The sequence below is a fragment of the Brevundimonas sp. genome (assembly GCF_029946145.1).
GTDB lineage: Bacteria > Pseudomonadota > Alphaproteobacteria > Caulobacterales > Caulobacteraceae > Brevundimonas.
The window spans coordinates 116,670-138,002 of record NZ_JAQSDY010000013.1; the positions used below are offsets into that span (position 1 = coordinate 116,670).

Genomic DNA, 21,333 nt, shown 5'->3' on the forward strand with positions numbered 1-21,333 from the left:
GCTATGTCGTCCTTCCTCGCGGCGAAGGCAAGGCGGGCCCAATGCTCACGCAACGTAACGCATCTTTTCAATACGGCGTCGGGGCCCTAGTTTGCCTCGCTCACCATAAAGGGCCGGAACCAACCGGGCCCAACGGAGGATGGTTTTGCGCGTACCCCTGGATATGAAGGCTGGCGAGCAGACTATTTTCGACGCCCTGATCGCGGCCCGCGAGACGTACGGCGACAAGGAAATTCTGGAAGACCAGGACCGCAAGCCCCTCACCTACACCGGTCTGATTCGCGCCGCCTTCGTGCTGGGCCGCAAGATCGCGGCCATGACCGTGTTGTCGGAGCGGGTCGGCATCCTGTTGCCGTCCAGCATGGGGGTGGTCGTCACCTATTATGGCCTGCACGCCCACGGCCGGGTGCCGGTGATGCTGAACTTCACCTCGGGCGAGGCCAACATCAAGGCGGCCATCAAGGCGGCGGGCGTCAAGAAGGTCCTGACCGCCAAACGCTTCATCACCCAGGCCAAGCTGGACGACCTGGTCGAGGACCTGGCCACGGTCGCCGAGATCGTCTGGCTGGACGACGTGCGCGAAACCATCGGCCTGCAGGACAAGCTGTACGGCCTGATGGCCGGGATGATGCCCAGACGCTTCCGGGTGAAGACCGAGCCGTCGTCGCCGGGCGTGGTCCTGTTCACCTCCGGCAGTTTCGGCGCGCCCAAGGGCGTGGTGCTCAGCCAGTGGAACCTGGTCGCCAACTGCCGGCAGGTGGCCCAGCACATCGACCTGGACCCCGACTGGGTCATGTTCAACCCACTGCCGACCTTCCACTGCTTCGGACTGACCGGGGGCGTGCTGCTGCCGATCCTTCAGGGGCTGAAAGCCTTCCAGTACCCCTCGCCGCTCCACGCCAAACAGATCGTCGAACTGCTGCCGCAGGTGAACGCCTCGGTCCTGTTCGCCACCGACACATTCCTGAACCAGTACGCCCGCGTCGCCGCCGCGGACGACTTCGCCACCCTGAAATTCGTCGTCGCCGGAGCCGAGCGGGTGCGCGACGAGACTCACCATCTGTTCAACACCCGCTTCCACGGTCTGAAGCTGCTGGAAGGCTATGGCGCCACCGAAGCCGCGCCGGTGGTGGCCGTGAACCATCCCGACCGCAACCGCCCCGGCACAGTCGGCCAGATGATGCCTGGTCTCGAATGGCGCATTGACCCCGTCGACGGCATACCCGAGGGCGGCCGGCTTTATCTGCGCGGTCCCAATGTGATGCGGGGGTATCTGTCGGCCGACGATCCGAGGTCCATCGATCCGCTGGTCGGCGGCTGGCATGACACGGGCGACATCGTCGACATCGACAAGGACGGCTACGTCTCGATCCTCGGCCGGGTCAAGCGGTTTGCCAAGATCGGCGGCGAGATGGTCTCCCTGACGGCGGTCGAGGGGCTGGCCAGCGCGGTCTGGCCCGACGCCCGCCACGCCGTCGTCTCCATCCCGGACAGCCGCAAGGGCGAGAAGCTGGTGCTGGTGACCGACCGCAAGGACGCCGACGTCGCCCGCCTGGCCGAGTGGGCCCGCAGCCACGGCGCCCCCGAGCTGGCCGTGCCCAAGAAGATCATGCGCGTCGCCGAGGTGCCCGTCCTTGGCACCGGCAAGACCGACTACGTCCGCATCCAGCAGATGGCGGAGGTCGACAAGGCCGCGTGATCGTCACCGGGCCGGCAGAGACGGCTTGCGGACCTCCCTAGGCCTGACCGATCCGCACGCCCGTCATCGAGATTGAACCACCCTCGATGACGTCGTTGAAGAAGCTGACGTCGTCGCCCGGCAGCCGCTGGGCGGCGACGTACAGCAGCGGCAGGAAATGCTCCTCGGTCGGCACGCTCAGCTGCGCGTCCCCGGCCAGATCCACCCAGTTGATCAGGGCCGCATCGTCGCCGCGGATCAGGGCTGACTTGACCGCCTCGTTGAAGCCCGAGGCCCAGTCATAGGCCTCGCCGCCCGTCCGCTTCCAGGTCCGCAAATTGTGGACGAAGTCGCCCGAGCCGGCGATCACCACGCCCTCGTCGCGCAGGGCCGACAGCTTGCGTCCCAGATCGAAATGACCCTGCGCATCCAGCCGGCGGTTCAGCGACAGCTGGACCACCGGCACGTCGGCCTCGGGCCAGACATGGGCGAGAACCGACCAGGTCCCGTGGTCCAGGCCCCACTGCGTCGTGGGCGCCGCCCCGGTGAGTTCGGAGACCCGCGCCGCCAGCTCCGGCGAGCCGGGCGCCGGGTACTGCATCGCGTGCAGTGCATCGGGGAAACCGCCGAAGTCATGGATCGTCGCCGGGCGGGACTGCGCCGTCACGCCCAGCCTGTCGGTTTCCCAATGGGCCGACACCATGACGACGCCCTTCGGCTTGCCGATCGTGATCCCGACCTCGCGCCAGACGTCCGCACAGGGACCGCCCAGCGCATTCATCGGCGATCCATGGCCAAAGAAGACAGCTGGCTGGCGCATCAGCCGAACAATTTCTGCGCCGTCTCGGCGACGTAGCGGCCCTGCCAGCGCGCGCCGTCCAGTTCGTTCTCGCTGGGCATGCGCGATCCATCGCCGCCCGTGATCGTTGTGGCGCCATACGGCGAACCGCCGGTCATCTCGTCGATGCGCGACTGACCGGCCCAGGCGTAGGGGAGGCCCGCGATCAGCATGCCGTGGTGCAGCAGGGTCTGGATCAGACCGATCAGGGTCGTCTCCTGACCGCCGTGCTGGGTGGCGGTCGAGGTGAAGGCCGAGCCGACCTTTCCGACCAGAGCGCCCTTCACCCAGACGCCGCCGCTCTGGTCCCAGAAGTTGCGCATCTGCGACGCGGCCGTTCCATAGCGGGTGCCGGCGCCGACGATGACAGCGTCATAATTCTCAAGGTCGGCGATGGTCGCGATCGGCGCGGCCTGATCCAGCTTGTAGCCGCTGGCCCTGGCCAGGTCCTCGGGGACCAGCTCGGGGACGCGTTTGATGTCCACCACCGCGCCCTCGACCGAGCGCGCGCCCTCGGCGACCGCTTCGGCCATGGCTTCGATGTGGCCGTAGGTGGAATGATAAAGAACCAGAATCCGGGGCATGAAGCCTCCCATGAATATGCGACGCCGTTCCGCAACAGTGTCTGTAGCTGATATAGGGGGTTGGCGCGCTGCCGCAAGGCCGCCTCAAGGAAACCGGCTGGGGGCGCCCCCGTTCCGACCTATCGGCCGATCGGACAGACCCGGTCATAGAAGGCCTGGTCGCCGGGCGTGCGCTGGCCTCGCGTCAGGCGGAACCGATGCTCGACCACCATGGCCTGCTGCTCGATATTCAGCTCGCCCCAGGCGCAATCCATGCCGACCGGATACTCATAGGCTGACGGCCGGTCGCCGGCCCTCAGCTTGCCGGTCAGCAGGTTCACGCCCTGCTGCGCCTGCCAGACATGGGTCAGTTCGTGGATGAAGGTCGCCTGCGGCCGCAGCGGCGCGCGGGCGATATCCCGCGGCAGGCTCCGGCCCGGCCAGATGATCCAGTCGCGCCCGAACCAGCGTCCGGCGACGAAGGCCCTGTCGAACGGCCAGGGGGAGTTCAGAAAGCGGACCGTGGAGAGGCCGAGGGCAGCGCCGAACGCCTGTTCGGCCAGCGCCTTTTCGGCGACCGTCAGTCCACGGATCATGGTCCTGCGTAGCCGCCCGTCGGGCTGACCCATTCCCAGTGCCAAGGCTCATAGACATAGGGGGTGAAGCCGAACCTCCCGGCGTTCCTGACCATCCAGCGATAGGTCGGCGTCCGGCTCATATGCAGCCGGCTGACCGCGGAGGTGTCGTCCACCCCCAGGCCCGGCAGTTGACCGACATAGAGATCCACCGCGGTGCCGGTCCGGTGCGGCGAGCACACCGCCCGCCTCAGCCCGTCGCAGTTGCCGGACGCGGCGCAGCGGGCGGCGTCCGCTTCCGGGTCGCGGAAGCCGGAGAATATCTGCAGCAGCTCTGGATTATGGGCGACCTCGGGCACTTCGGCGCGCGCCGCCTGAACCAGCCGGCGATAGGCGTCCAGCACATCGCGACGCAGCAGCCGGGTCAGCCGGTCGGCGTGCTCTTCCGATTCGACCAGATAGCCGAGCTGGTACAGCGGCGGCGGCTCCGGGCACGGCTCCTCGCGCACCCGCGCCATGATGAAGGGCCGACGTTCCTGCCACAGGCCGCGGAAGGTCTGGAAGGTCGCCGCATCGAACCATCCGGTGGGCGACAGACCATGGGCGATCTGGAACTCCGCGAGCCGCCGCGCGAACACCGGCGAGTTCGGCGCGCAGTCGACGCCCAGCTCCTGCTGAATCAGCGGCAGATAGGTCTCCCAGCCGTATTCGGTCGGACCGAACGGCGTCCACTCCATGCGTTGCCAGGACAGGCTGTTGGCGAGGGCGGGCCCGGCCCATTCGATCGGGTCGGCGTCGCAGACCTGCGCCTGGCCGGACTGCGGCGCGCGCGCGCGCGTCTGCGCCTCGGCGCCCGTCGCGGCGATGAGGCCGGCGGCGCTGAACAGAAACAGGATCAGGCGCATCAGCATGCGGTGATGGTGACCCTGTCTGTGTGGCCGCCGCAAGGCCCTTCGCCCCAGGGCGGCCGACGCTCGCGCGGCGCACGCAAAGTCGGCATGCTGCAGCTACGGCCGACTCGGGCCGGATCGCCGGACGCAGCCATGACCGACGCACCCGCCGCCCACGCTCCGGCCCGCCGCTCCAACGCCGTTCTCGCGGCCTTCTCGGGACCCTGCCTCCCGCTGGCGGCCTTCGGCGTCGCCCTGCCGGTGACGTTGCCGGAGTTCTACGCCACCTATGTGGGGCTGGAGCTGGGGGTGGTCGCCGCCGTGTTCATGGCCGTGAGGCTGATCGACATCGTCTTCGACCCCTTCATCGGCTGGGGCATGGACAAGACGAAGACGAGATGGGGCCGGTACCGCCCGTGGATGGCCATTTCGACGCCGATCCTGATGCTGTCGGCCCTGATGATGTTCGTGCTGGTCCAGCCCGGCGCGGGCGCGGCCTACCTGTTCGGCTGGCTGCTGGTGCTCTACCTCGGCTTCTCGATCGGCACCCTGGGCCAGTTGGGCTGGGCCTCGGTGCTGGCGCCGCAATACGACCAGCGCAGCAGGGTCTACGGCTGGTGGCAGGTGTTCAACATCATCGGCGTGATCCTGATCCTGATCCTGCCGACCGTGGTGGTGAAGACCGGCCTCGGCGACTACGCCGCCGGGGTGCGGATCATGGGCTGGGCCATCATGATCGCCCTGCCCGTCACCATCGGTCTGGCCATGTTCGTCGTACCCGAGCCGGTTAACGCCGGCGCCCCGCCGCACGGCGGCCCGAAGGCCTATCTGGGCCTGTTCGGCAAGAAGACGGTGCGCAAGCTGCTGTTCGCCGACCTGCTGCTGGGCGTGGCGCCCGGCATCACCGGCTCGCTGCTGTTCTTCTTCTTCGGCCAGATCAAGGGCTACGACCACACCGAGGCCTCGCTGTTCATGCTGTTCTATTTCGTCGCCGGACTGGTCGGGGCGCCGTTCTGGGCCTGGCTGGCCACGAAGATCGGCAAGGACAGGGCGCTGGCGACGGCCAGCCTGATCTTCGCGGTCTTCTACATCGGCGCGACCCTGGTTCCGGGCGGCAATTTCGCCCTGACGGCCACGGCCATGTTCATCGCCGGCCTGCCCTACGCCGCCGGCCTGTTCCTGCTGCGGGCCATGATGGCCGACGCGGGCGACGAGGTGCGGCTGGACACGGGCGTGGACCGCACCGGCCTGATGTTCTCCATCCTGTCGGCCACGACCAAGATCGGCCATGTCGTGGCCCTGATCCCCTATCTGATCCTGCAGTGGGTCGGCTTCCGCGCCATTCCGGGGGCCGGGGGCAACAGCGAGAGCTCGCTGCTGACGTTGCAGATCCTCTTCATCCTCGTACCCGGCGTGCTGCTGGCGGCGGCCGCCCTGGTGCTCAAGGGCTATCCGCTGACGCCCGCTCGCCATGACGAGATTCGCAAGGCGCTTGAGGCCCGCGACGGCGCGGCCGCCGATCCGGTTGCGGAGCCCGCATGACGCCTATCGACCGCCTGACAGCCATCATGGCCCGGCTGCGCGACCCGGTCGGCGGCTGTCCCTGGGACGTGGAGCAGACCTTCGCCACCATCGCCCCCTACACGCTTGAGGAGGCCTATGAGGTCGCCGACGCCATCGAGCGCGGTGATATGGACGATCTGCGCAGCGAATTGGGCGACCTGCTGTTCCAGGTCGTCTTCCACGCCCGCATGGCCGAGGAACAGGGGCTGTTCGCCTTCGACGACGTGGCCAACGCCATCGCCGACAAGCTGGAGCGGCGGCACCCGCATGTCTTCGGCGACGAAGCCGCCAAATCGGACGGCGCGGCCCAGAAGGCCCGCTGGGAGGACATCAAGGCAGCCGAACGGGTCGCCAGGGCGCAACACGGCGTGCTGGACGACGTCCCGGTCGGCCTGCCCGCCCTCGCCCGCGCCGCCAAACTGACCAAGCGCGCCGCCCGCGTGGGCTTCGACTGGCCCTCCACCGACGAGGTCTTCGACAAGCTGCACGAGGAGGTCGCCGAACTGCGCGTCGAGATCGCCGCAGGCGACCTCGACAAGGCCCGCGACGAGGTCGGCGACCTGCTGTTCGTGGTCGCCAATCTGGCCCGGAAACTGGGCGTCGAGCCGGAGGACGCCCTGCGGGGGGCCAACGCCAAATTCATCCGCCGGTTCGGGTTCATCGAAGCCGAGCTGGCGAAGCACGGGCGGTCGCCGGAACAGTCGGATCTGGCCGAGATGGACGGGCTGTGGGACGCGGCCAAGGCGGCGGAGCGGGCGTGACGCCCGCTACTGCGCCACCCGGTCCTTGTTCATCCGCAACCGGACCACCAACCCCTGCTCCGCCCAGTCTCGCTCGATAGCGCCGTCCAGCTGGCGGGCCATGGCGCGGGCGACCATCTGGCTGCCGTAGCCGCCTGGTCCCTCCGGCGGTTTCACCGGCGGTCCGCCCTGTTCGGTCCAGGCGATCACCAGCTCGGTGTCATGAGCGGAACAGGATACGTCCAGGGTTCCGGTCTCCGCCGACAGCGCGCCGTATTTGAGCGAATTGGTCGCCAGCTCATGGACGATCAGGGCCAGTGCATTTGCGGCCTGTTCGCCCACGCCCATGCGCGGCACCGACACCCGGATGCGGCCGCTGAAGGCGCCGAGGTCGTCATAGGGCGCCAGCAGGACGGACAGGAGGTCGCCCAGCAGCGCGGCCTTGCCTTCCTCGCCCGGCAGCGGGCGCACCAGATCGTGGGCGCGGCCGAGGGCGGTCAGGCGCTGGGTCAGTTCCCGGGCCATGTCGCCGGTCGTATCCACCGACCGGGAGGTGATGGCGGTCAGGCCCGAGGCGATGGCCAGCAGGTTCTTGACCCGATGACTCATTTCGCCCGCGAGCAGTTCGTGGCCTTCCTCGGCCTGTTTGCGGCCGGTCACGTCGATGAAGATGCCGAACATCTTGCGGCTGACCATGCCCAGGTCATCACCCTGCCCCCGCGCGGAGACCCAACGGACGTCGCCGGCGACGAGAATGCGGAAGTCGATCTCATAGGGGCCCACCACCGCCCGGGTGGCGGCGAAGGCGGCCCGCACCCGGTCCCGGTCCGCCGGGTGAATATGGGACGAGAGATCCTCGAAGGTGACGTGGGGCCGAACCGGCATGCCCCAGAGCCCGAACGCCGCATCGTCCATGGCGAAGGTGTCGTCGTCGACGTTCCATGACCACAGCGCGACCCCGGCGGCCTCAAGCCCCCGCTGCAGGTTTCCGGCGTCCCAGGTCGGCGCGCTCTGTTTCGTCTTCGACATTCAATGGCCCACGCCCAACCGCGTCGCGCGAAGCTGCGCGACCATGCGTGAACACCTGATGCTAGCACAGGCCGCTTCGGCGCGCGCCATACTGCCTAACCGGCCCCGGAAAACTGTCGCTCGAACCGCCCCAGCGCCGCCGGGTGCAGCCGCACCGTCACATGGGTCCGGCCGTGGTCGTCCGTGTCGCGGCCCGTGACCCGGCCGTTCTCGTACAGCCAGGCCAGCGCCTCGCCCTGCGACGGATCCAGCACCAGCTCCGTCTCCGGGTCGTCGTCGATCAGGCTTGCGATGGTGTCGCGCAGGGGTTCGATCCCCTCTCCGGTCCAGGCCGAGACGGCCACGGCCTTGCCCTCGCGGGACAGGCGTTCGGCCTGGCCCAGCACGGCGTCGCGCACGTCCTCGGCCAGCAGGTCGGTCTTGTTCCAGACCTCCAGCACCCGACGGGTCTTGCCCTCCGGGGTCGGGATCTGTTTCAGCACCGCCTCGACGTCTTTCGACTGGGCTTCCGAATCGGCCGAGGCGATGTCTCGGACGTGCAGGATCAGGTCGGCCTCGCCCACCTCTTCCAGCGTCGCCCGGAAGCTCTCGACCAGTTCGTGCGGCAGGTCGGAGATGAAACCCACGGTGTCTGCCACAATCGCGGGCCGGCCCTGCGGCAGGCGGATGGTGCGCTGGGTGGTGTCGAGGGTGGCGAACAGCAGGTCCTTGGCCACCACGTCCGAGCCGGTCAGCCGGTTGAACAGGGTCGACTTGCCGGCGTTGGTGTAGCCAACCAGGGCGATGGTCGGGAACGGGACCTTCTGGCGTTGTTTGCGGTGCAGGCCGCGGGTGCGCCGCACCTCTTCCAGCTCGGCCTTCAGCTTGACGATGCGGTCGGCGATCAGGCGGCGGTCGAGTTCGATCTGTGTCTCGCCGGGGCCGCCGGTCGAGCCGGTGCCGCCGCGTTGCCGCTCGAGGTGGGTCCAGGTGCGGACGAGACGGGATTTCTCATAGTCGAGCCGCGCCAGCTCGACCTGCAGCCGGCCTTCCTTGGTCCGGGCCCGGCGGCCGAAGATCTCGAGGATCAGGCCGGTGCGGTCGATGACCTTGCAGTCCCAGGCCTTTTCCAGATTGCGCTGCTGCACCGGCGACAGGTCGTCGTCGACGACCACGGCCTCGGCCTCGGCGGCGAGAACCAGGGCGGTCAGTTCCTCGACCTTGCCCGAACCGAACAGGGTGGCGGGCGTGACCTTGCGGATGCGCACGATCTCTTCGGCGCGGACGTCGAGGTCGAGCGCCCGGGCCAGGCCGACGGCCTCTTCCAGACGCTCGACCGACTGGCGTGAGCTTTCGCTGGCGCCGGAGTCGGAACGCTCGGGATGGATGACGACGGCCCGGATCAGCGGGACGGCGTGGTCGATGTGCTTGTTGGTCAGGTCTCGGGCTTTCTACGACGTCATCCTCGGGCTTGACCCGAGGATCGGATGTTGTGGTGCTCATCGACAGATAGGAAGTCGCCGGCCATCGGGCCATCCCCCTGACACACGAGCGCACCACGTCCGGCCATCGGGTCAAGCCCGAGGGCGACGGACGAAAAAGGCTCAGTCCTCGTCGGCTTCCGGCTCGTACAACTGCACGGGCGCGGACGGCATGATGGTCGAGATGGCGTGTTTGTAGACCAGCTGCGACTGGCCCTCGCGGCGCAGCAGCACACAGAAGTTGTCGAACCAGGTCACGATGCCCTGCAGCTTGACGCCGTTGACCAGGAAGATGGTCAGGGGCGTCTTGGTCTTGCGGACGCTGTTGAGGAAGGTGTCCTGAAGGTTCTTGGACTTGTCTTGCGACATGGCAGGTTCAGCCTGTTCTTGCTTGTTCTCCGGCCGAAGGAGCGGCGCGGGGCTGGATCGGATGTCCGGCCCCTCACCTTAGACGCCGCCCGCGCGGGGCCGCAACGCCTAGATGGCGTCGCGGCGCGCCTGATCCAGATACAGGGTGCGCAGACGGGTGGTGATCGGGCCCGGCTTGCCGTTACCGATCTTGACGCCGTCGATCGACACCGCCGGCATGACGAAAGCCCCGGCGGCGGTAAAGAACGCCTCCTTTGCCCGCTTGGCCTCATCGACACTGAACGGCCGTTCGTCCAGTTCGACGCCCTCGTCCTCGATCAGCGCCATGATCGCCGTGCGGGTGATTCCTTTCAGGATATTGGCCTGGGTGTCGCGCGTCCGCAGCTTGCCGTTCTCGTCCACGATCCAGGCGTTGGTGGACGAGCCCTCGGTGACCAGACCCATTTCGTCGACCATCCAGGCCTCATAGGCGCCGCGCTCGCGCGCCTGCTGCTTGGCCAGGACGTTGGCCAGAAGGCCGACGGTCTTGATGTCGCAGCGGCCCCAGCGGATGTCGGGCACGGTGACGACGGCGACGCCCTTTTTGGCGGTGGCCTCGCTGCGGTCGGGGCTCATCGACCTGGCCGTGACGACGACGCTGGGGGGCGTGCCCTCGGCCGGGAACGGATGGTCGCGACGGGCCGTGCCCCGGGTGATCTGCAGATAGACGATGCCGTTGCGGACCCGGTTGCGGCGGATCGTTTCCTGCAGCACCCGGGTCAGGGATTCGCGGGTCATCGGAATTTCGATGCGCAGCTCGTTCAGGCTGCGGTGCAGCCGCGTCATATGACCATCGAAATCAGCCATGCGACCGTCGAACACCGACCAGACCTCATAGACGCCGTCGGCGAACTGGAAGCCGCGATCCTCGACGTGGATCACGGCCTGGCCGTGCGGCTGATACTGGCCGTTGACGTAGGCGACGCGGCTCATTCCTCGATGACCTCTTCGATGTCTTCCTCGCCGCCACGAGACGGCGACACGCCCAGCGACTTGAGCTTCCGGTGCAGGGCCGACCGCTCCATGCCGATGAAGGCCGCGGTGCGCGAGATATTACCGCCAAAGCGCATGATCTGCGCCGCCAGATACTCGCGTTCGAACACCTCGCGCGCCTCTCTCAGAGGCAGGGCGATGATGCGTTCGCCCCCCAGGGTGCCGGTCGAGTTCGCGTTGGTCGCTTCCTGCGGCAGCATGTCGGCGCTGATCGGCTCGTTGACGTCCCCGGTCGCCAGGATCAGCAGCCGTTCGACGTTGTTGCGCAACTGGCGGACGTTGCCCGGCCAGGGGTGAACCTGCAGCACGGCGATGGCGTCGTCGCCCAGCCGCCGCTTGGGCAGCCCCTGTGACGAGGACAGGGTGTCGATGAAATAATCGATCAGTTCCTGGATGTCCTCGCGGCGCTCGGACAGGGCCGGCACCCGGATCGGCACGACATTCAGGCGGTGGAACAGGTCCTCGCGGAACCGTCCCTCGGCGATCTCCTGTTTCAGGTCGCGGGAGGTCGAGGTGACGACGCGGATGTCGACCTGCACGTCCTGCTCGCCGCCCACGCGGCGGAACCGCTGTTCGACCAGCACGCGCAGCACCCGGCTCTGGCTCTCGCGCGGCATGTCGCCGACGTCGTCCAGATAGAGGGTGCCGTTATGGGCGCGTTCGAACACGCCGATCTTGCGGGGTCGGCCGTCAACGCCCTCTTCCCCGAACAGTTCGATGTCCAGCCGCTCGGGCGTCATGCCGGCGGCGGCGATGGCGACGAATTCGCCCCTGGAACGGGCGCTGGCCTCGTGGATCTGGCGCGCCACCAGTTCCTTGCCCGAGCCCGGTGGGCCCGAGATCAGGACCCGGCTGTTGGCCGGGGCGACCTTGGCAACCGTGCTGCGCAAGGCCTGGGCCGCGGCGGAGCGGCCGATGAAGCCCGTCGGCGCCGCCACCTGGGCGCGCAGCCGGCGGTTCTCGCGCTTCAGCGAGGTGGCCTCCAGCGCGCGCTGGACGACCACCACCAGGCGATCCGACTTGAACGGCTTCTCGATGAAGTCATAGGCCCCGCGCTGCAACGCCGTGACCGCAGTCTCGATGTTGCCGTGGCCCGAGATCATCACCACCGGCAGATCGGGATCCAGCTCCTTGATCACGTCCAGCAGTTCCAGCCCGTCCAGACCGCCGCCCTGCATCCAGATATCCAGCAGCGCCAGCGACGGCTTCCTCGCCCGGATCGCGGCCAGGGCCTCGTCCGAGTTGGAGGCCGTCCGCACGGCATGGCCCTCGTCCTCGAGCAGGCCGGAGACCAGCTCGCGGATATCGGCCTCGTCGTCGACGACCAGAATGTCGGCTCCCGTGGATCGCATGACGCCTCGCTATTCGGCGGCCGGGACAGTCGGGGATCGGGATGCTTTTGCATCCTTCGCCCCGGCCGCGCCGGTCGATTTGGGTTGGGATTTAAGGGGGAAGATCAGGCACACGCGCGCGCCCGAAAGGTGCTCCGCATCAGCCAGCTTCAGCTCGCCGCCGTGCTCCTCGCAGATGCGTTTGACGATCGCGAGACCCAGGCCGGTGCCCTTCTCGCGCGTGGTCACATAGGGTTCGGTCAGGCGGTCGCGGTCCTTGGCCGGCAGGCCCATGCCGTCATCCTCGATGACGAAGGTCGCCGTCTCGTCCTCGACCGTCAGCCGCGCCGAAATGCCGGGCCGATCGCCGTCATCGGCTCTCGGCGCGATGGCCCGGCGCGCGGCCACCGCCTCGCCGGCGTTCTTCAGGATGTTGGCCAGGGCCTGGCCGATCATCGGCCGGTCGGCGTGCAGCACCGCCTTGGGCAGGGGCTCGATCAGCTCCACCCCGATTTCCGCCGCCGCGACCCGTTGGGCGAACACCGCCTCGCGCAGCAGTTCGGCCGGATCAGCGGCCGTGAAGCGCGGCGCGGGCATGCGGGCGAATGACGAGAACTCGTCGACCATCCGGCCGATGTCGCCGACCTGGCGGATGATGGTCTCCGTGCAGCGGTCGAACACCTCGACGTCATCCATGACCTGGCCGCGATAGCGTCGCCGCAGCCGCTCGGCCGACAGCTGGATCGGCGTCAGCGGGTTCTTGATCTCGTGCGCGATCCGCCGCGCCACGTCCCGCCAGGCGGCGTTGCGCTGGGCCGTGACCAGACGGGTGATGTCGTCGAAGGTCAGCACCATCTCGCCGCCCACCCCGCCCTCGATTCGGACGCGCAGACGCCGGGTTTCGCCCTCGAGGGTGACGTCGATCTCTTCCTCGATATGGGCCTCGGCCCGGCCCGCCAGTTCGCTGAGTTCGGGCGACACGTCGCCCAGCGGGCGGCCGATGATATCCGGGTCGCGGATGGCCAGAAGCTCCACGGCGCTGTCGTTGATGGCCGAGACGCGGCGCTGGCGATCAAGGCCGATCACCCCGGCGGACACTCCCGACAGCACGGTCTCGATGAACCGGCTGCGTCCCGTGGCCTCCTCGCTGGCGGCCCTCAGCGCGGCCTGCTGCGCCTCCAGATCGCCGGTCATCCGGTTGAAGGCGGCCGACAGGGTCTTGATCTCCCCCGGCCCGTCCTCGCTGTCGACCCGTGCCGTCAGGTCGCCGCCGGCCACCCGGTCCGCCGCCTCGACCAGCCTCCCGATGGGCGCGGAGATGGCGCTGGCCGCGCCCATGCCCAGCCAGATCGCCCCAACCAGCACCAGCAGGGCCGTCTCGAAATAACTCAGGGCGAAGGCCGCCTGGATGCGCTGCCGGCTCTGCTGGGCCTCGCGATAGGCAATGATTGATTCCTCGCCGTTGCGCATCTGGGCGATCAGCCCCTCCTGCAGCGGCCGCACCAGATAAAGATAGGCGTCGCCATAAGCCGGCAGGGCGATCAACGATCGCACCGCGTCGGGATTTTCGGTCACCTGCTGCGGCGGCTCTCCACCCTCGGCGGCCGCTTCCAGAATGGCGCGCGGCGGCGCAACATAGGGCGGCGCGCCGGGCGCTTCTCCGCTGGCCAGAACCTCGCCCTCGGGTCCCAGAATGTAGATGGCCGGATAACCGAAAAGGTCGGCGATCTGGGTCAGTGCGTCGGAAAACTGGATGCGGTTCTTGAACAGCGGCCGGGCCCCGACCAGCTGGTCCGCTATCACGCGCAGATCGCCGTCCATCTCGTCGGAGACGTCGTCCAGGTAGGCCTCGCCAATCAGGGCGCCGTTTTTGACCGCCGACTGAACGTTGTCGCTGAACCACTGGTCCACGCCACGGTTGACCAGCACCCCGAACACCAGTGCGATCAGGACGGCCGGCACGAGGGCGACGAGGGAAAACAGGGTCACGAAGCGCAGATGCAGGCGCGCGCCGGCGTCCGTGCGCCGCCGGAACAGCGACAGCGCCCGCCGCCCCACGACGATCGCCAACCCCGCGATCAGCAGCAGATTGGCGCCGAGGATGATCAGCACCGCCTGGCTGGCGGTCGCCCGCGCGCCCTCGCCACTGCTGCCCGGCGCCACCGCGACCAGCCAGATGGCCGCGATGGTGATCAGGAACGCGAGGGTGTAGGCGATCAGGAAGGTGTTGCGCCGCCGTTCCTCCGACCCGCCGGTGAACCAGCGAACCGCGCCGCGTCGATCAGCGGCGGGTGCGGGTTCTGCGTCGGCGGGCCGTGTATCCGTCATGCCACGCCAGCTTCGGCCACCTGTGGCGAAATATCAACAGCGTGGTTGCCGGAATGCGTCAGTGGGCGCCACAGCAGGGCCAGCTCCCGCTCCACCTCTTCCGGGCTATCGAGGCGGCACAGTCGGGATTTCGCGGCCCGCCGCTCCAATGGATCCTCCGGCCACGGCGCCTGTTCAATGTACCAGCCCAGGTGTTTGCGGAACATCCTGAGGCCCAATGGCAGGCCGTAGAAGGCGGCCGAGGCCCGCAGGTGCTCGATGACGATGCCCAGCCGCTCTTCCCGTTCCGGCTCCACCAACACCGTCCCGTCAGCCAGCGCCCGCTCCATATGCGCCGCCAGCCAGGGTCGGCCATAGACGCCACGACCCAGCATCAGGGCATCGGCGCCGGACTGCCGCAGCGCCTCGCGCGCGTCGCCGGCGGTCAGGATGTCGCCATTGACGATGACGGGAATGCCCACCGCCGCCTTGACCTCGCCCACCGCCGTCCAGTCCGCCTGCCCGGTGTAGAACTGCGCCCGCGTCCGTCCGTGGACTGTTACGGCGCACACGCCGATCTCCTCGGCCCGCTTCGCCAGCAGGGGGGCGTTGCGGTGGGCGTCATCCCAGCCCAGCCGCATCTTGACCGTCACCGGCCGCGTGGTCGCCTCGACCGCCGCCTGCATCAGCCGGCAGGCCAGGTCCGGCGTCCGCATCAGGGCCGAGCCGCAGGCCGAGCCCGTGACCTCCTTGGCCGGACAGCCGAAATTCAGGTCGATGATGTCAGCCCCGGCCTTCTCGGCCATGCGCGCGCCCTCGGCCATGGTCGCGGGATCGCGGCCGACCAGCTGGATCACCGTCAGGGGAAGGCCCTCGCCCACCGCCGCGCGGCGCACCACATCGGGCCGTCCCCGCGCCAGCTCGGCCGAGGCCACCATCTCGGTCGCGACATAGGCCGCGCCCAGCCGCGAGGCCAGCCGCCGGAACGGCAGGTCGGTGATCCCGGTCATGGGCGCAGTCAGCACCCGTCCGGGCACCCAAACATCGCCGATCTGGAGGCCGTTGCGCATGGGCGGGCAGATAGGGCCTTTACGTCGGCGGGTCCAATCCGGCCTGACTGTCAGAGCACCGCGATGGCGGTCCGCACGGCCAGGACGATCAGCACCACGCTGGCGGCCATGAAGACGGCGAAGCGCACGGGAATGGCGTTGACCAGGGCCTGGATCAGGCTGTGCGTCACTCTCAGCGCGACATAGGCCCAGGCCAGCCAGAGGTTCAGTTGCTCACCCTGGCCCACCAGGGCGAGCGTCACGGCGGTGGCATAGAACAGCGTCGGCTGCTCCATCAGGTGGTTGTAGTTGTCGGCCTTCCACCGCACACGGGGCGGAAGATCGCCCAGCATGACGTCCCCCGGCAGGGCGGGGTCCAGTTTCGTGCGCGCTCGGGCCATGGCGGGCAGGCGGGTGGCGTAGAGCCAGCCCCACATCACCATCGACCAGAGCACCAGGGCGATCACCGGTTGCAGGATTGCCTGACCCATTGGACGTCCTCCTATCCGCAGGCTGGCTTCGCGGAACATGGTTGTCAAACAGGATGGACCTGTTGCGCCAGGCCCTCGTCAGCGCCGCATGGCATGGGTAGAAGCGGGCCATGAGTTTCTCCGCCATCATCGTCGCCGCCGGAACCGGATCACGCGCGGGCGAGGCCAAGCAATGGCGCCGACTGGGCGGACGCCCCGTATTGCGCTGGTCCGCCGAAGCCTTGCTCTCCGCCGGGGCGTCGGAGCTGGCGGTGGTCATCGCACCCGGCGCCGAGGCCATGGCCGCGGACGCGCTGGCCGGCCTGGAGCGATGGTTCACAGTCCCCGGCGGCGCGACACGCGCGGCCTCGGTTCAGGCGGGCCTGAACGCCCTGACGGCGGCGCCCGACGCGCGCGTCCTGATCCATGACGCCGCCCGGCCTCTTCTGGACGCGGCGACGATCGCCCGGGTTCTGGCCGCCCTGGAGCAACACGAGGCCGCCCTGCCCGTCCTGCCGGTCGCGGACAGCCTGCGCCGCGGCGCAGATGACCTCATGGGCGCGTCGATCGACCGGACCGGTCTCTGGCGCGCCCAGACTCCGCAGGGGTTCCGGCTTGAGGCCATCCGGGACGCCTACGCCAGCTGGGCCGGGCAGGCGCCGCCGACCGATGATGTCGAAGTCGCCCGCGCCGCCGGACGGGCCGTCGCGATGGTGGCCGGCGACGCGCGGCTGATGAAACTGACCTTCCCCGAGGATTTCGCCATGGCCGAAGCGCTCATTCCCCGCCAGATCCGCGTGGGTCAGGGCTTCGACGCCCACCGCTGGGGGCCGGGAACATCGGTCTGGCTGTGCGGGGTCGAGATTCCGCACGACCAGACCCTGATCGGCCATTCCGACGCCGACGCGGGCCTGCACGCCCTCACCGACGCCGTTCTCGGCGCCATGGGCGACGGCGACATCGGCGACCATTTCCCGCCCACCGATCCGCAGTGGAAGGGCGCGGCGTCGGACCTGTTCCTGATCCACGCCGTTGAACGGCTGGCCGCGCGCGGCGGCCGCCTCGTGAACGTCGACGTGACCCTGATCTGCGAGCGGCCGAAGGTGAAGCCGCACCGTCAGGCCATGCGCGAACGCCTCGCCGACATCCTGTCGCTTCCGCTCGACGCCGTCAGCGTCAAGGCCACGACGACCGAGGCCATGGGCTTCACCGGCCGCGGCGAAGGCCTGGCGGCCCAGGCCCTGGCGACGATCGAACTGCCCGCCTAGAGCGGCCGTTCCGCCGGCGGGAACATGCTCCGCCACAGCGAGCCGAACAGATTGACATAGTTGTCCGTCCACGGCCGCACAGTCGTCGGCAGCGGCTGTTTCCAGCGGGCGTCGGCGCGGAAATCCGCCAGTCCCTCGGGCGTCGGCGACAGGATCAGGGCCTCGGTCGAGGCCTCGGCCATCTCGGGCGTCGAATCGCCCTCGTAGTAGATCTGATGCAGGCTGGCCTTGCCCAGCGCCTGCGCGGCCGCGATGGCCGGCAGGGTGATGTCGAGGTTTCGGTTGGACAGGTGCAGAAGCACCACCCCGTTGGGCTTAAGCAGTTTCAGATAGCCCTCGATGGCCTCGGCCGTCAGCAGGTGGGTCGGCACGGCGTCCGACGAGAAGGCGTCGATGATCAGCAGGTCGTACGACCCCGCCGGCTGCTTCGCCAGCGTCAGCCGCGCATCGCCCAGAACGGTGTCTATCGGCCCTGAGGCGCAGTTCGAGATATAGGTGAACCACTCCGGATCGCGCGACAGCCGGTCGACCATCGGATCGATCTCGAAGAAGGTCATCGAGTCCTCGGCGCGCTTGTAGGTCGCCATGGCGCCTGAACCCTGACCGACGACGCCGATCCGGGCCGGACCCCGCGCCTCGACCATGTCCGCAGCCTGGCCGATAGGCGTGGCGGGAGCGTAGTAGAGGGTCGGCACGCAGTCGAAGCGCGGGTCCCGCGCCTGGGCGCCGTGCAGGGTCGTGCCGTGCATCATCACATGGACGTCGCCCCCCAGCCGGGGATCGGGCGAATTGGCCACCCGCATCACGCCGAAGAAGCTGCGCCCCGAATAGCTCCAGTCATAGCCTCGCGCGATCCACTGGGACGAAAGGGTGATCATCAGCAGGATGGCGGTGAAGGCCAGCGCCCGGTCACGCACCAGAAAGGCGCAGATGGCCGCCGGCAGCAGGATGATCATGGCCAGCTGGCCCATCTGGAACGGCGAGGTCGCATAGAAGGCGGCTCGCGCCCCGTCATTGCTGTTCAGGTACCATGACAGCAGCCCGGGAATCGCCGCGACCACGGCGGCGGCTACAAGGATGCCCGTCTGCGTCCCATTGAGCCGACCCTTGCCCCATGGCCGGGCCAGCCCGACCAGCACCAGGACCAGCGGGTACTCCCAGACCATGTTGAAGATGACCGGCGCGATCAGGGCGGTGAAGGCGCCGCCCACCACGCCGCCCAGCGACATCAGCAGATAGAATTCCGTCAGCCGGTCCGGCGCCGGCCGTCGCGCCGCCAGCAACTGGTGGCACATCAGGGCCGCGAAGAAGAAGGCGATCAGGTGGATGGCGAAGGCCATGCTCCAGTTGGACGAGCGGAAGGCCACGGTCAGCACGCAGACCGCTCCGATCGCCGCCTGAACAGGCAGGGTGAGGTTCAGCGGGATCCACGGCCTGTTCTGGAAGGCGATGACGAAGGTCAGCAGGTACAGGGCCAGCGGCAGGACCCACAGGAAGGGCGCGGACGCCACATCGGTGGACAGGTGCGAGGTCACCCCCAGCATCAGGCTGGACGGCGCGGCGGCCAGCAGCACCAGGATGACCTTTTCGCGCAGGGTCATCGGCGGGCTGGCCGCCAGCCGCGCGGGCTCCGTCGTACGGTCCAGCCGGCGGCGCCAGACCACAAGGGCCAGGGCCACGACCATCAGCATGAAGGCGACATAGCCGCCGCTCCAGCCCCATCGCTGCCCCGACAGGGTCGCCAGCGGCTCGATCAGGATCGGATAGGACAGCAGGGCCAGGAAGCTGCCGAGGTTCGAGGCGGCGTACAGGACATAGGGGTTCTTGCCGTCGGCGTGTCCGGCCCGCACCCGGGCGTACCAGGCCTGCAGCAGCGGAGCCGTGGCCGACAGCACGGCGAACGGCGCGCCGACCGACAGGGCCAGGGTCGCCAGCAGCCACAGGATCGGGGCCGACGGGTCGGGATCGCCCAGCCAGCCGTTGACCCGCAGCGGCAGGAACAGGGCGGCGGCGAGCAGCAGCGCCAGATGGATCGCCACCTGGGTCTTGATCGACCCGACCTTCTGCAGGACGTGGGCGTAGGCGTATCCGGCCAGCAGCGCGGTCTGGAAGAAGACCATCGCCGTGTTCCACACCGCCGGCGAGCCGCCCAGCATGGGCAGCACCAGCTTGGTCACCATCGGCTGGACCACGAACACCAGCGAGGCCGAGGTGAAGATGGCCAGGGCGAACAGGAGTGGCGTCAGCCGATCGGCGGGCTTGTCCGGCGCGCCCGCGTCCATGGCCGTGTCCCCGGTGGTGTCGCTCATGCCCGCCCCGTATGCTGGCGCCGTTACCGGGCGCTTGGCCCACCCTGGACCGACTCGCCGCCCCTTCGGAAGGCCCCGCCCGATGTTCCCCGACGATATTGACGTACTGGCCCGGCGGGTCGTCGAAACGGCCGTCGCGCGCGGTCTGATGATCGCCACGGCCGAGAGCTGCACCGGCGGTCTGGTCGCGGGCGCCCTGACGGCGGTCCCGGGCTCGTCGGCGGCGCTCGACCGGGGCTTCGTGACCTACAGCAACACGGCCAAGTGCGAGATGCTGGGCGTAGCCGCCGACCTGATCGAGGCCCACGGGGCCGTCTCGGAACCGGTCGCCCGCGCCATGGCCGAGGGCGGCGTCAACCGCTCCGCCGCCACCGTCTCGGTCGCCGTCACCGGGGTAGCGGGTCCGGGAGGCGGGTCCGACGAAAAGCCGATTGGTCTCGTCCATTTCGCGGCCTTCGGACCTTCGGGCCTGATCCACGCCGAGCACCGCTTCGGCGACCTGGGCCGCGAGGGTATCCGTCTGGAAAGCGTGCGCGTGGCCCTGCGCCTGTTGCTGGACCGGATCGGCGGATGATCGTCGACGCCCGCGGCCACCGCTGCCCGACCCCCAGCCTGAAACTTCAGAAGGCGATGCGCGAGGCTCCTGCCGGCGCGCGGCTGACGCTGCTGGCCACAGACCCCATGGCCCGCATCGACGTGCCGCACCTGATGACCGGTCTGGGCGGCCGGGTCGTCTCGGTCGATGAGGCGGACGGGATTCTGACTATCGTGGTCGAGACGCCCGACGCTCGGAAAGGCTGACCACCGTCTCCGAGGCGGGCGCGTCCGGTTCGATCTCGGGCGCGCCGATCGACCGCGCCGCGATCTCCATCTCCGTCGCGAACGCCCCGCCGTAGAAGAAGGCGTTGACGTTCCAGGACAGCCAGATCAGCAGCACCACCACCGCGCCGACCGAGCCATAGGTCGCCCCCAGGGGCGCGATCTGCTCGACATAGATGGCGCACAGCCACGACGAGACCGTCGACATCACCGTCGCCACCAGCCCCCCGGCGATCGACGGCGCCCAGGCCACCGGCGTCCGGTGGGACATCGCATAGCGGTAGAGCATGGTCAGGCCGATCGCGAGACCCAGGGCTGGCCACAGCCCGTCCAGCGGAATGCCTCCAGGCGGCCCCTCGGCGCCCGGGCCGGCGTGCTCCAGAAGCCGCGAGGTCACGACCGCGCCCGACACCACGGTGAACAGCAGGAAGGCCGCCAGGGCGACGAAGAAGGCCAGCAGGTTGAACTTGAAGAAGCCGTGCGGCTCCGTCTCGTCGTGGATCAGGTTCAGCCCCGCCAGCAGGGCCTTGAAGCCGCGATGCGCGGCGTACCCGCCGATGACGACGGCGAAGAAGCTCTGCGCCGACACCGTCCGCGCCGATGCATTGGCCAGTCGCTCGATCTCGGCGCGGAAGATGGCCCGCGCCGCCGTCGGCATGACATCGGCCAGGGCCGCCGCCTGCTCGCTGACCTGGGCGATCGACAGCACCGCCTTGTAGAAGCCGATCAGGATGGCGATGGCCGGGAACACCGCCAGCAGGGCGAAGAACGACACCCCGCCCGTGTACAGCATCACGTCGCGGCCCCAGCTGCGCGAGAACGCCTTGACCGCCAGCCGGCCCCACAGCATGGGCGTGGCCCAGCGCGCGGCGACTTCAATATCCGATTTGGCCTGCAAGCCGGTCCCCACAACCGTTGAAGCGCGCACTTCTACCCCAATTCGGTCCCGGGGAAAGCGCTGCTGGGGATAGCCGCCCCCGACCCCTTGCGTGACCCGTTGCTTACAGCCGCCGACCGTCGCTATGGTCCGCCGCCATGAAGCA

The 21,333-nt window shown here is 68.8% G+C and carries 20 protein-coding genes; 6 read left to right on the forward strand and 14 right to left on the reverse strand.

Features of this window, described 5'->3' with window-relative positions; genetic code table 11:
• Positions 1 to 139: 139 nt before the first annotated feature.
• A complete protein-coding gene (locus PSV23_RS06185) occupies positions 140 to 1,699 on the forward strand; it encodes an AMP-binding protein (RefSeq protein ID WP_300466963.1) in 1,560 nt (519 codons plus the stop codon).
• Positions 1,700 to 1,736: 37 nt separating this feature from the next.
• Here the strand turns inward: PSV23_RS06185 and ygiD are convergent, their stop codons facing one another.
• From ygiD to PSV23_RS06205, 4 genes are all read right to left on the reverse strand, one after another.
• Positions 1,737 to 2,498 (reverse strand): 4,5-DOPA dioxygenase extradiol, encoded by a 762-nt coding sequence (gene ygiD, locus PSV23_RS06190; protein WP_300466965.1) that lies wholly within the window; start codon positions 2,496 to 2,498, stop codon positions 1,737 to 1,739.
• A complete protein-coding gene (gene wrbA / locus PSV23_RS06195) occupies positions 2,498 to 3,100 on the reverse strand; it encodes an NAD(P)H:quinone oxidoreductase (protein WP_300466967.1) in 603 nt (200 codons plus the stop codon). Before wrbA ends, ygiD begins: the two co-directional genes overlap by 1 nt.
• A gap of 119 nt (positions 3,101 to 3,219) precedes the next feature.
• On the reverse strand, positions 3,220 to 3,675 hold the full coding sequence (locus tag PSV23_RS06200) for a hypothetical protein (protein ID WP_300466969.1): 456 nt from the start codon (positions 3,673 to 3,675) through the stop codon (positions 3,220 to 3,222).
• Complete coding sequence (locus tag PSV23_RS06205; RefSeq protein WP_300466970.1) at positions 3,672 to 4,565, reverse strand: D-alanyl-D-alanine carboxypeptidase family protein; 894 nt, start codon at positions 4,563 to 4,565, stop codon at positions 3,672 to 3,674. Before PSV23_RS06205 ends, PSV23_RS06200 begins: the two co-directional genes overlap by 4 nt.
• Positions 4,566 to 4,697: 132 nt before the next feature.
• Here PSV23_RS06205 and PSV23_RS06210 point away from each other — a divergent pair, with 132 nt between their 5' ends.
• Positions 4,698 to 6,086, forward strand: coding sequence for an MFS transporter (locus PSV23_RS06210; protein ID WP_300466972.1), 1,389 nt, complete (start codon positions 4,698 to 4,700; stop codon positions 6,084 to 6,086).
• The gene (gene mazG, locus PSV23_RS06215) at positions 6,083 to 6,868 is read left to right on the forward strand and encodes a nucleoside triphosphate pyrophosphohydrolase (RefSeq protein ID WP_300466974.1); all 786 of its coding nucleotides are present in this window, start codon (positions 6,083 to 6,085) and stop codon (positions 6,866 to 6,868) included. The genes PSV23_RS06210 and mazG overlap by 4 nt, the downstream gene beginning before the upstream one ends.
• A gap of 6 nt (positions 6,869 to 6,874) precedes the next feature.
• Here mazG and PSV23_RS06220 read toward each other — a convergent pair whose 3' ends face one another.
• The 8 genes from PSV23_RS06220 to PSV23_RS06255 form a co-directional block, all read right to left on the reverse strand.
• On the reverse strand, positions 6,875 to 7,876 hold the full coding sequence (locus PSV23_RS06220) for a sensor histidine kinase (RefSeq protein WP_300466976.1): 1,002 nt from the start codon (positions 7,874 to 7,876) through the stop codon (positions 6,875 to 6,877).
• A gap of 95 nt (positions 7,877 to 7,971) precedes the next feature.
• On the reverse strand, positions 7,972 to 9,294 hold the full coding sequence (gene hflX / locus PSV23_RS06225; RefSeq protein ID WP_300467231.1) for a GTPase HflX: 1,323 nt from the start codon (positions 9,292 to 9,294) through the stop codon (positions 7,972 to 7,974).
• 165 nt (positions 9,295 to 9,459) lie between these two features.
• Positions 9,460 to 9,705: an RNA chaperone Hfq gene (gene hfq / locus PSV23_RS06230; RefSeq protein WP_300466978.1), complete on the reverse strand. Its 246-nt coding sequence runs from the start codon at positions 9,703 to 9,705 to the stop codon at positions 9,460 to 9,462.
• Positions 9,706 to 9,813: 108 nt separating this feature from the next.
• Positions 9,814 to 10,677 (reverse strand): D-amino-acid transaminase, encoded by an 864-nt coding sequence (locus tag PSV23_RS06235; protein ID WP_300466980.1) that lies wholly within the window; start codon positions 10,675 to 10,677, stop codon positions 9,814 to 9,816.
• Complete coding sequence (locus PSV23_RS06240; protein WP_300466982.1) at positions 10,674 to 12,089, reverse strand: sigma-54 dependent transcriptional regulator; 1,416 nt, start codon at positions 12,087 to 12,089, stop codon at positions 10,674 to 10,676. The genes PSV23_RS06235 and PSV23_RS06240 overlap by 4 nt, the downstream gene beginning before the upstream one ends.
• A 9-nt stretch (positions 12,090 to 12,098) precedes the next feature.
• The gene (locus PSV23_RS06245) at positions 12,099 to 14,396 is read right to left on the reverse strand and encodes a PAS domain-containing sensor histidine kinase (RefSeq protein ID WP_300466984.1); all 2,298 of its coding nucleotides are present in this window, start codon (positions 14,394 to 14,396) and stop codon (positions 12,099 to 12,101) included.
• Positions 14,393 to 15,445, reverse strand: a complete 1,053-nt coding sequence (dusB, locus tag PSV23_RS06250; RefSeq protein ID WP_300466986.1) for a tRNA dihydrouridine synthase DusB — start codon at positions 15,443 to 15,445, stop codon at positions 14,393 to 14,395. Before dusB ends, PSV23_RS06245 begins: the two co-directional genes overlap by 4 nt.
• A 50-nt stretch (positions 15,446 to 15,495) precedes the next feature.
• Positions 15,496 to 15,915: an MAPEG family protein gene (locus PSV23_RS06255; RefSeq protein ID WP_300466988.1), complete on the reverse strand. Its 420-nt coding sequence runs from the start codon at positions 15,913 to 15,915 to the stop codon at positions 15,496 to 15,498.
• Positions 15,916 to 16,025: 110 nt separating this feature from the next.
• Here PSV23_RS06255 and PSV23_RS06260 point away from each other — a divergent pair, with 110 nt between their 5' ends.
• Positions 16,026 to 17,162 carry a bifunctional 2-C-methyl-D-erythritol 4-phosphate cytidylyltransferase/2-C-methyl-D-erythritol 2,4-cyclodiphosphate synthase gene (locus tag PSV23_RS06260; RefSeq protein WP_300466990.1) on the forward strand — a complete coding sequence of 379 codons (1,137 nt, stop codon included), beginning with the start codon at positions 16,026 to 16,028 and terminating at the stop codon, positions 17,160 to 17,162.
• Here the strand turns inward: PSV23_RS06260 and PSV23_RS06265 are convergent.
• A complete protein-coding gene (locus tag PSV23_RS06265) occupies positions 17,159 to 19,471 on the reverse strand; it encodes a fused MFS/spermidine synthase (protein WP_300466992.1) in 2,313 nt (770 codons plus the stop codon). The genes PSV23_RS06260 and PSV23_RS06265 overlap by 4 nt on opposite strands.
• An 82-nt stretch (positions 19,472 to 19,553) precedes the next feature.
• Between PSV23_RS06265 and PSV23_RS06270 the strand changes: the two genes are divergently transcribed.
• Complete coding sequence (locus PSV23_RS06270; RefSeq protein ID WP_300466994.1) at positions 19,554 to 20,045, forward strand: CinA family protein; 492 nt, start codon at positions 19,554 to 19,556, stop codon at positions 20,043 to 20,045.
• Positions 20,042 to 20,272 (forward strand): sulfurtransferase TusA family protein, encoded by a 231-nt coding sequence (locus PSV23_RS06275; RefSeq protein ID WP_300466996.1) that lies wholly within the window; start codon positions 20,042 to 20,044, stop codon positions 20,270 to 20,272. The genes PSV23_RS06270 and PSV23_RS06275 overlap by 4 nt, the downstream gene beginning before the upstream one ends.
• Here PSV23_RS06275 and PSV23_RS06280 read toward each other — a convergent pair.
• Positions 20,235 to 21,140 carry a YihY/virulence factor BrkB family protein gene (locus PSV23_RS06280; protein WP_370461011.1) on the reverse strand — a complete coding sequence of 302 codons (906 nt, stop codon included), beginning with the start codon at positions 21,138 to 21,140 and terminating at the stop codon, positions 20,235 to 20,237. The genes PSV23_RS06275 and PSV23_RS06280 overlap by 38 nt on opposite strands.
• Positions 21,141 to 21,333 lie beyond the last annotated feature (193 nt).

Coding starts and splice junctions, on each gene's coding strand:
- PSV23_RS06185 (WP_300466963.1), top strand. CDS start 140: ATGGTTTTGCGCGTACCCCTGGATATGAAGGCTGGCGAGCAGACTATT.
- ygiD (WP_300466965.1), bottom strand. CDS start 2,498: ATGCGCCAGCCAGCTGTCTTCTTTGGCCATGGATCGCCGATGAATGCG.
- wrbA (WP_300466967.1), bottom strand. CDS start 3,100: ATGCCCCGGATTCTGGTTCTTTATCATTCCACCTACGGCCACATCGAA.
- PSV23_RS06200 (WP_300466969.1), bottom strand. CDS start 3,675: ATGATCCGTGGACTGACGGTCGCCGAAAAGGCGCTGGCCGAACAGGCG.
- PSV23_RS06205 (WP_300466970.1), bottom strand. CDS start 4,565: ATGCTGATGCGCCTGATCCTGTTTCTGTTCAGCGCCGCCGGCCTCATC.
- PSV23_RS06210 (WP_300466972.1), top strand. CDS start 4,698: ATGACCGACGCACCCGCCGCCCACGCTCCGGCCCGCCGCTCCAACGCC.
- mazG (WP_300466974.1), top strand. CDS start 6,083: ATGACGCCTATCGACCGCCTGACAGCCATCATGGCCCGGCTGCGCGAC.
- PSV23_RS06220 (WP_300466976.1), bottom strand. CDS start 7,876: ATGTCGAAGACGAAACAGAGCGCGCCGACCTGGGACGCCGGAAACCTG.
- hfq (WP_300466978.1), bottom strand. CDS start 9,705: ATGTCGCAAGACAAGTCCAAGAACCTTCAGGACACCTTCCTCAACAGC.
- PSV23_RS06235 (WP_300466980.1), bottom strand. CDS start 10,677: ATGAGCCGCGTCGCCTACGTCAACGGCCAGTATCAGCCGCACGGCCAG.
- PSV23_RS06240 (WP_300466982.1), bottom strand. CDS start 12,089: ATGCGATCCACGGGAGCCGACATTCTGGTCGTCGACGACGAGGCCGAT.
- PSV23_RS06245 (WP_300466984.1), bottom strand. CDS start 14,396: ATGACGGATACACGGCCCGCCGACGCAGAACCCGCACCCGCCGCTGAT.
- dusB (WP_300466986.1), bottom strand. CDS start 15,445: ATGCGCAACGGCCTCCAGATCGGCGATGTTTGGGTGCCCGGACGGGTG.
- PSV23_RS06255 (WP_300466988.1), bottom strand. CDS start 15,915: ATGGGTCAGGCAATCCTGCAACCGGTGATCGCCCTGGTGCTCTGGTCG.
- PSV23_RS06260 (WP_300466990.1), top strand. CDS start 16,026: ATGAGTTTCTCCGCCATCATCGTCGCCGCCGGAACCGGATCACGCGCG.
- PSV23_RS06265 (WP_300466992.1), bottom strand. CDS start 19,471: ATGAGCGACACCACCGGGGACACGGCCATGGACGCGGGCGCGCCGGAC.
- PSV23_RS06270 (WP_300466994.1), top strand. CDS start 19,554: ATGTTCCCCGACGATATTGACGTACTGGCCCGGCGGGTCGTCGAAACG.
- PSV23_RS06275 (WP_300466996.1), top strand. CDS start 20,042: ATGATCGTCGACGCCCGCGGCCACCGCTGCCCGACCCCCAGCCTGAAA.
- PSV23_RS06280 (WP_370461011.1), bottom strand. CDS start 21,140: ATGCTGTGGGGCCGGCTGGCGGTCAAGGCGTTCTCGCGCAGCTGGGGC.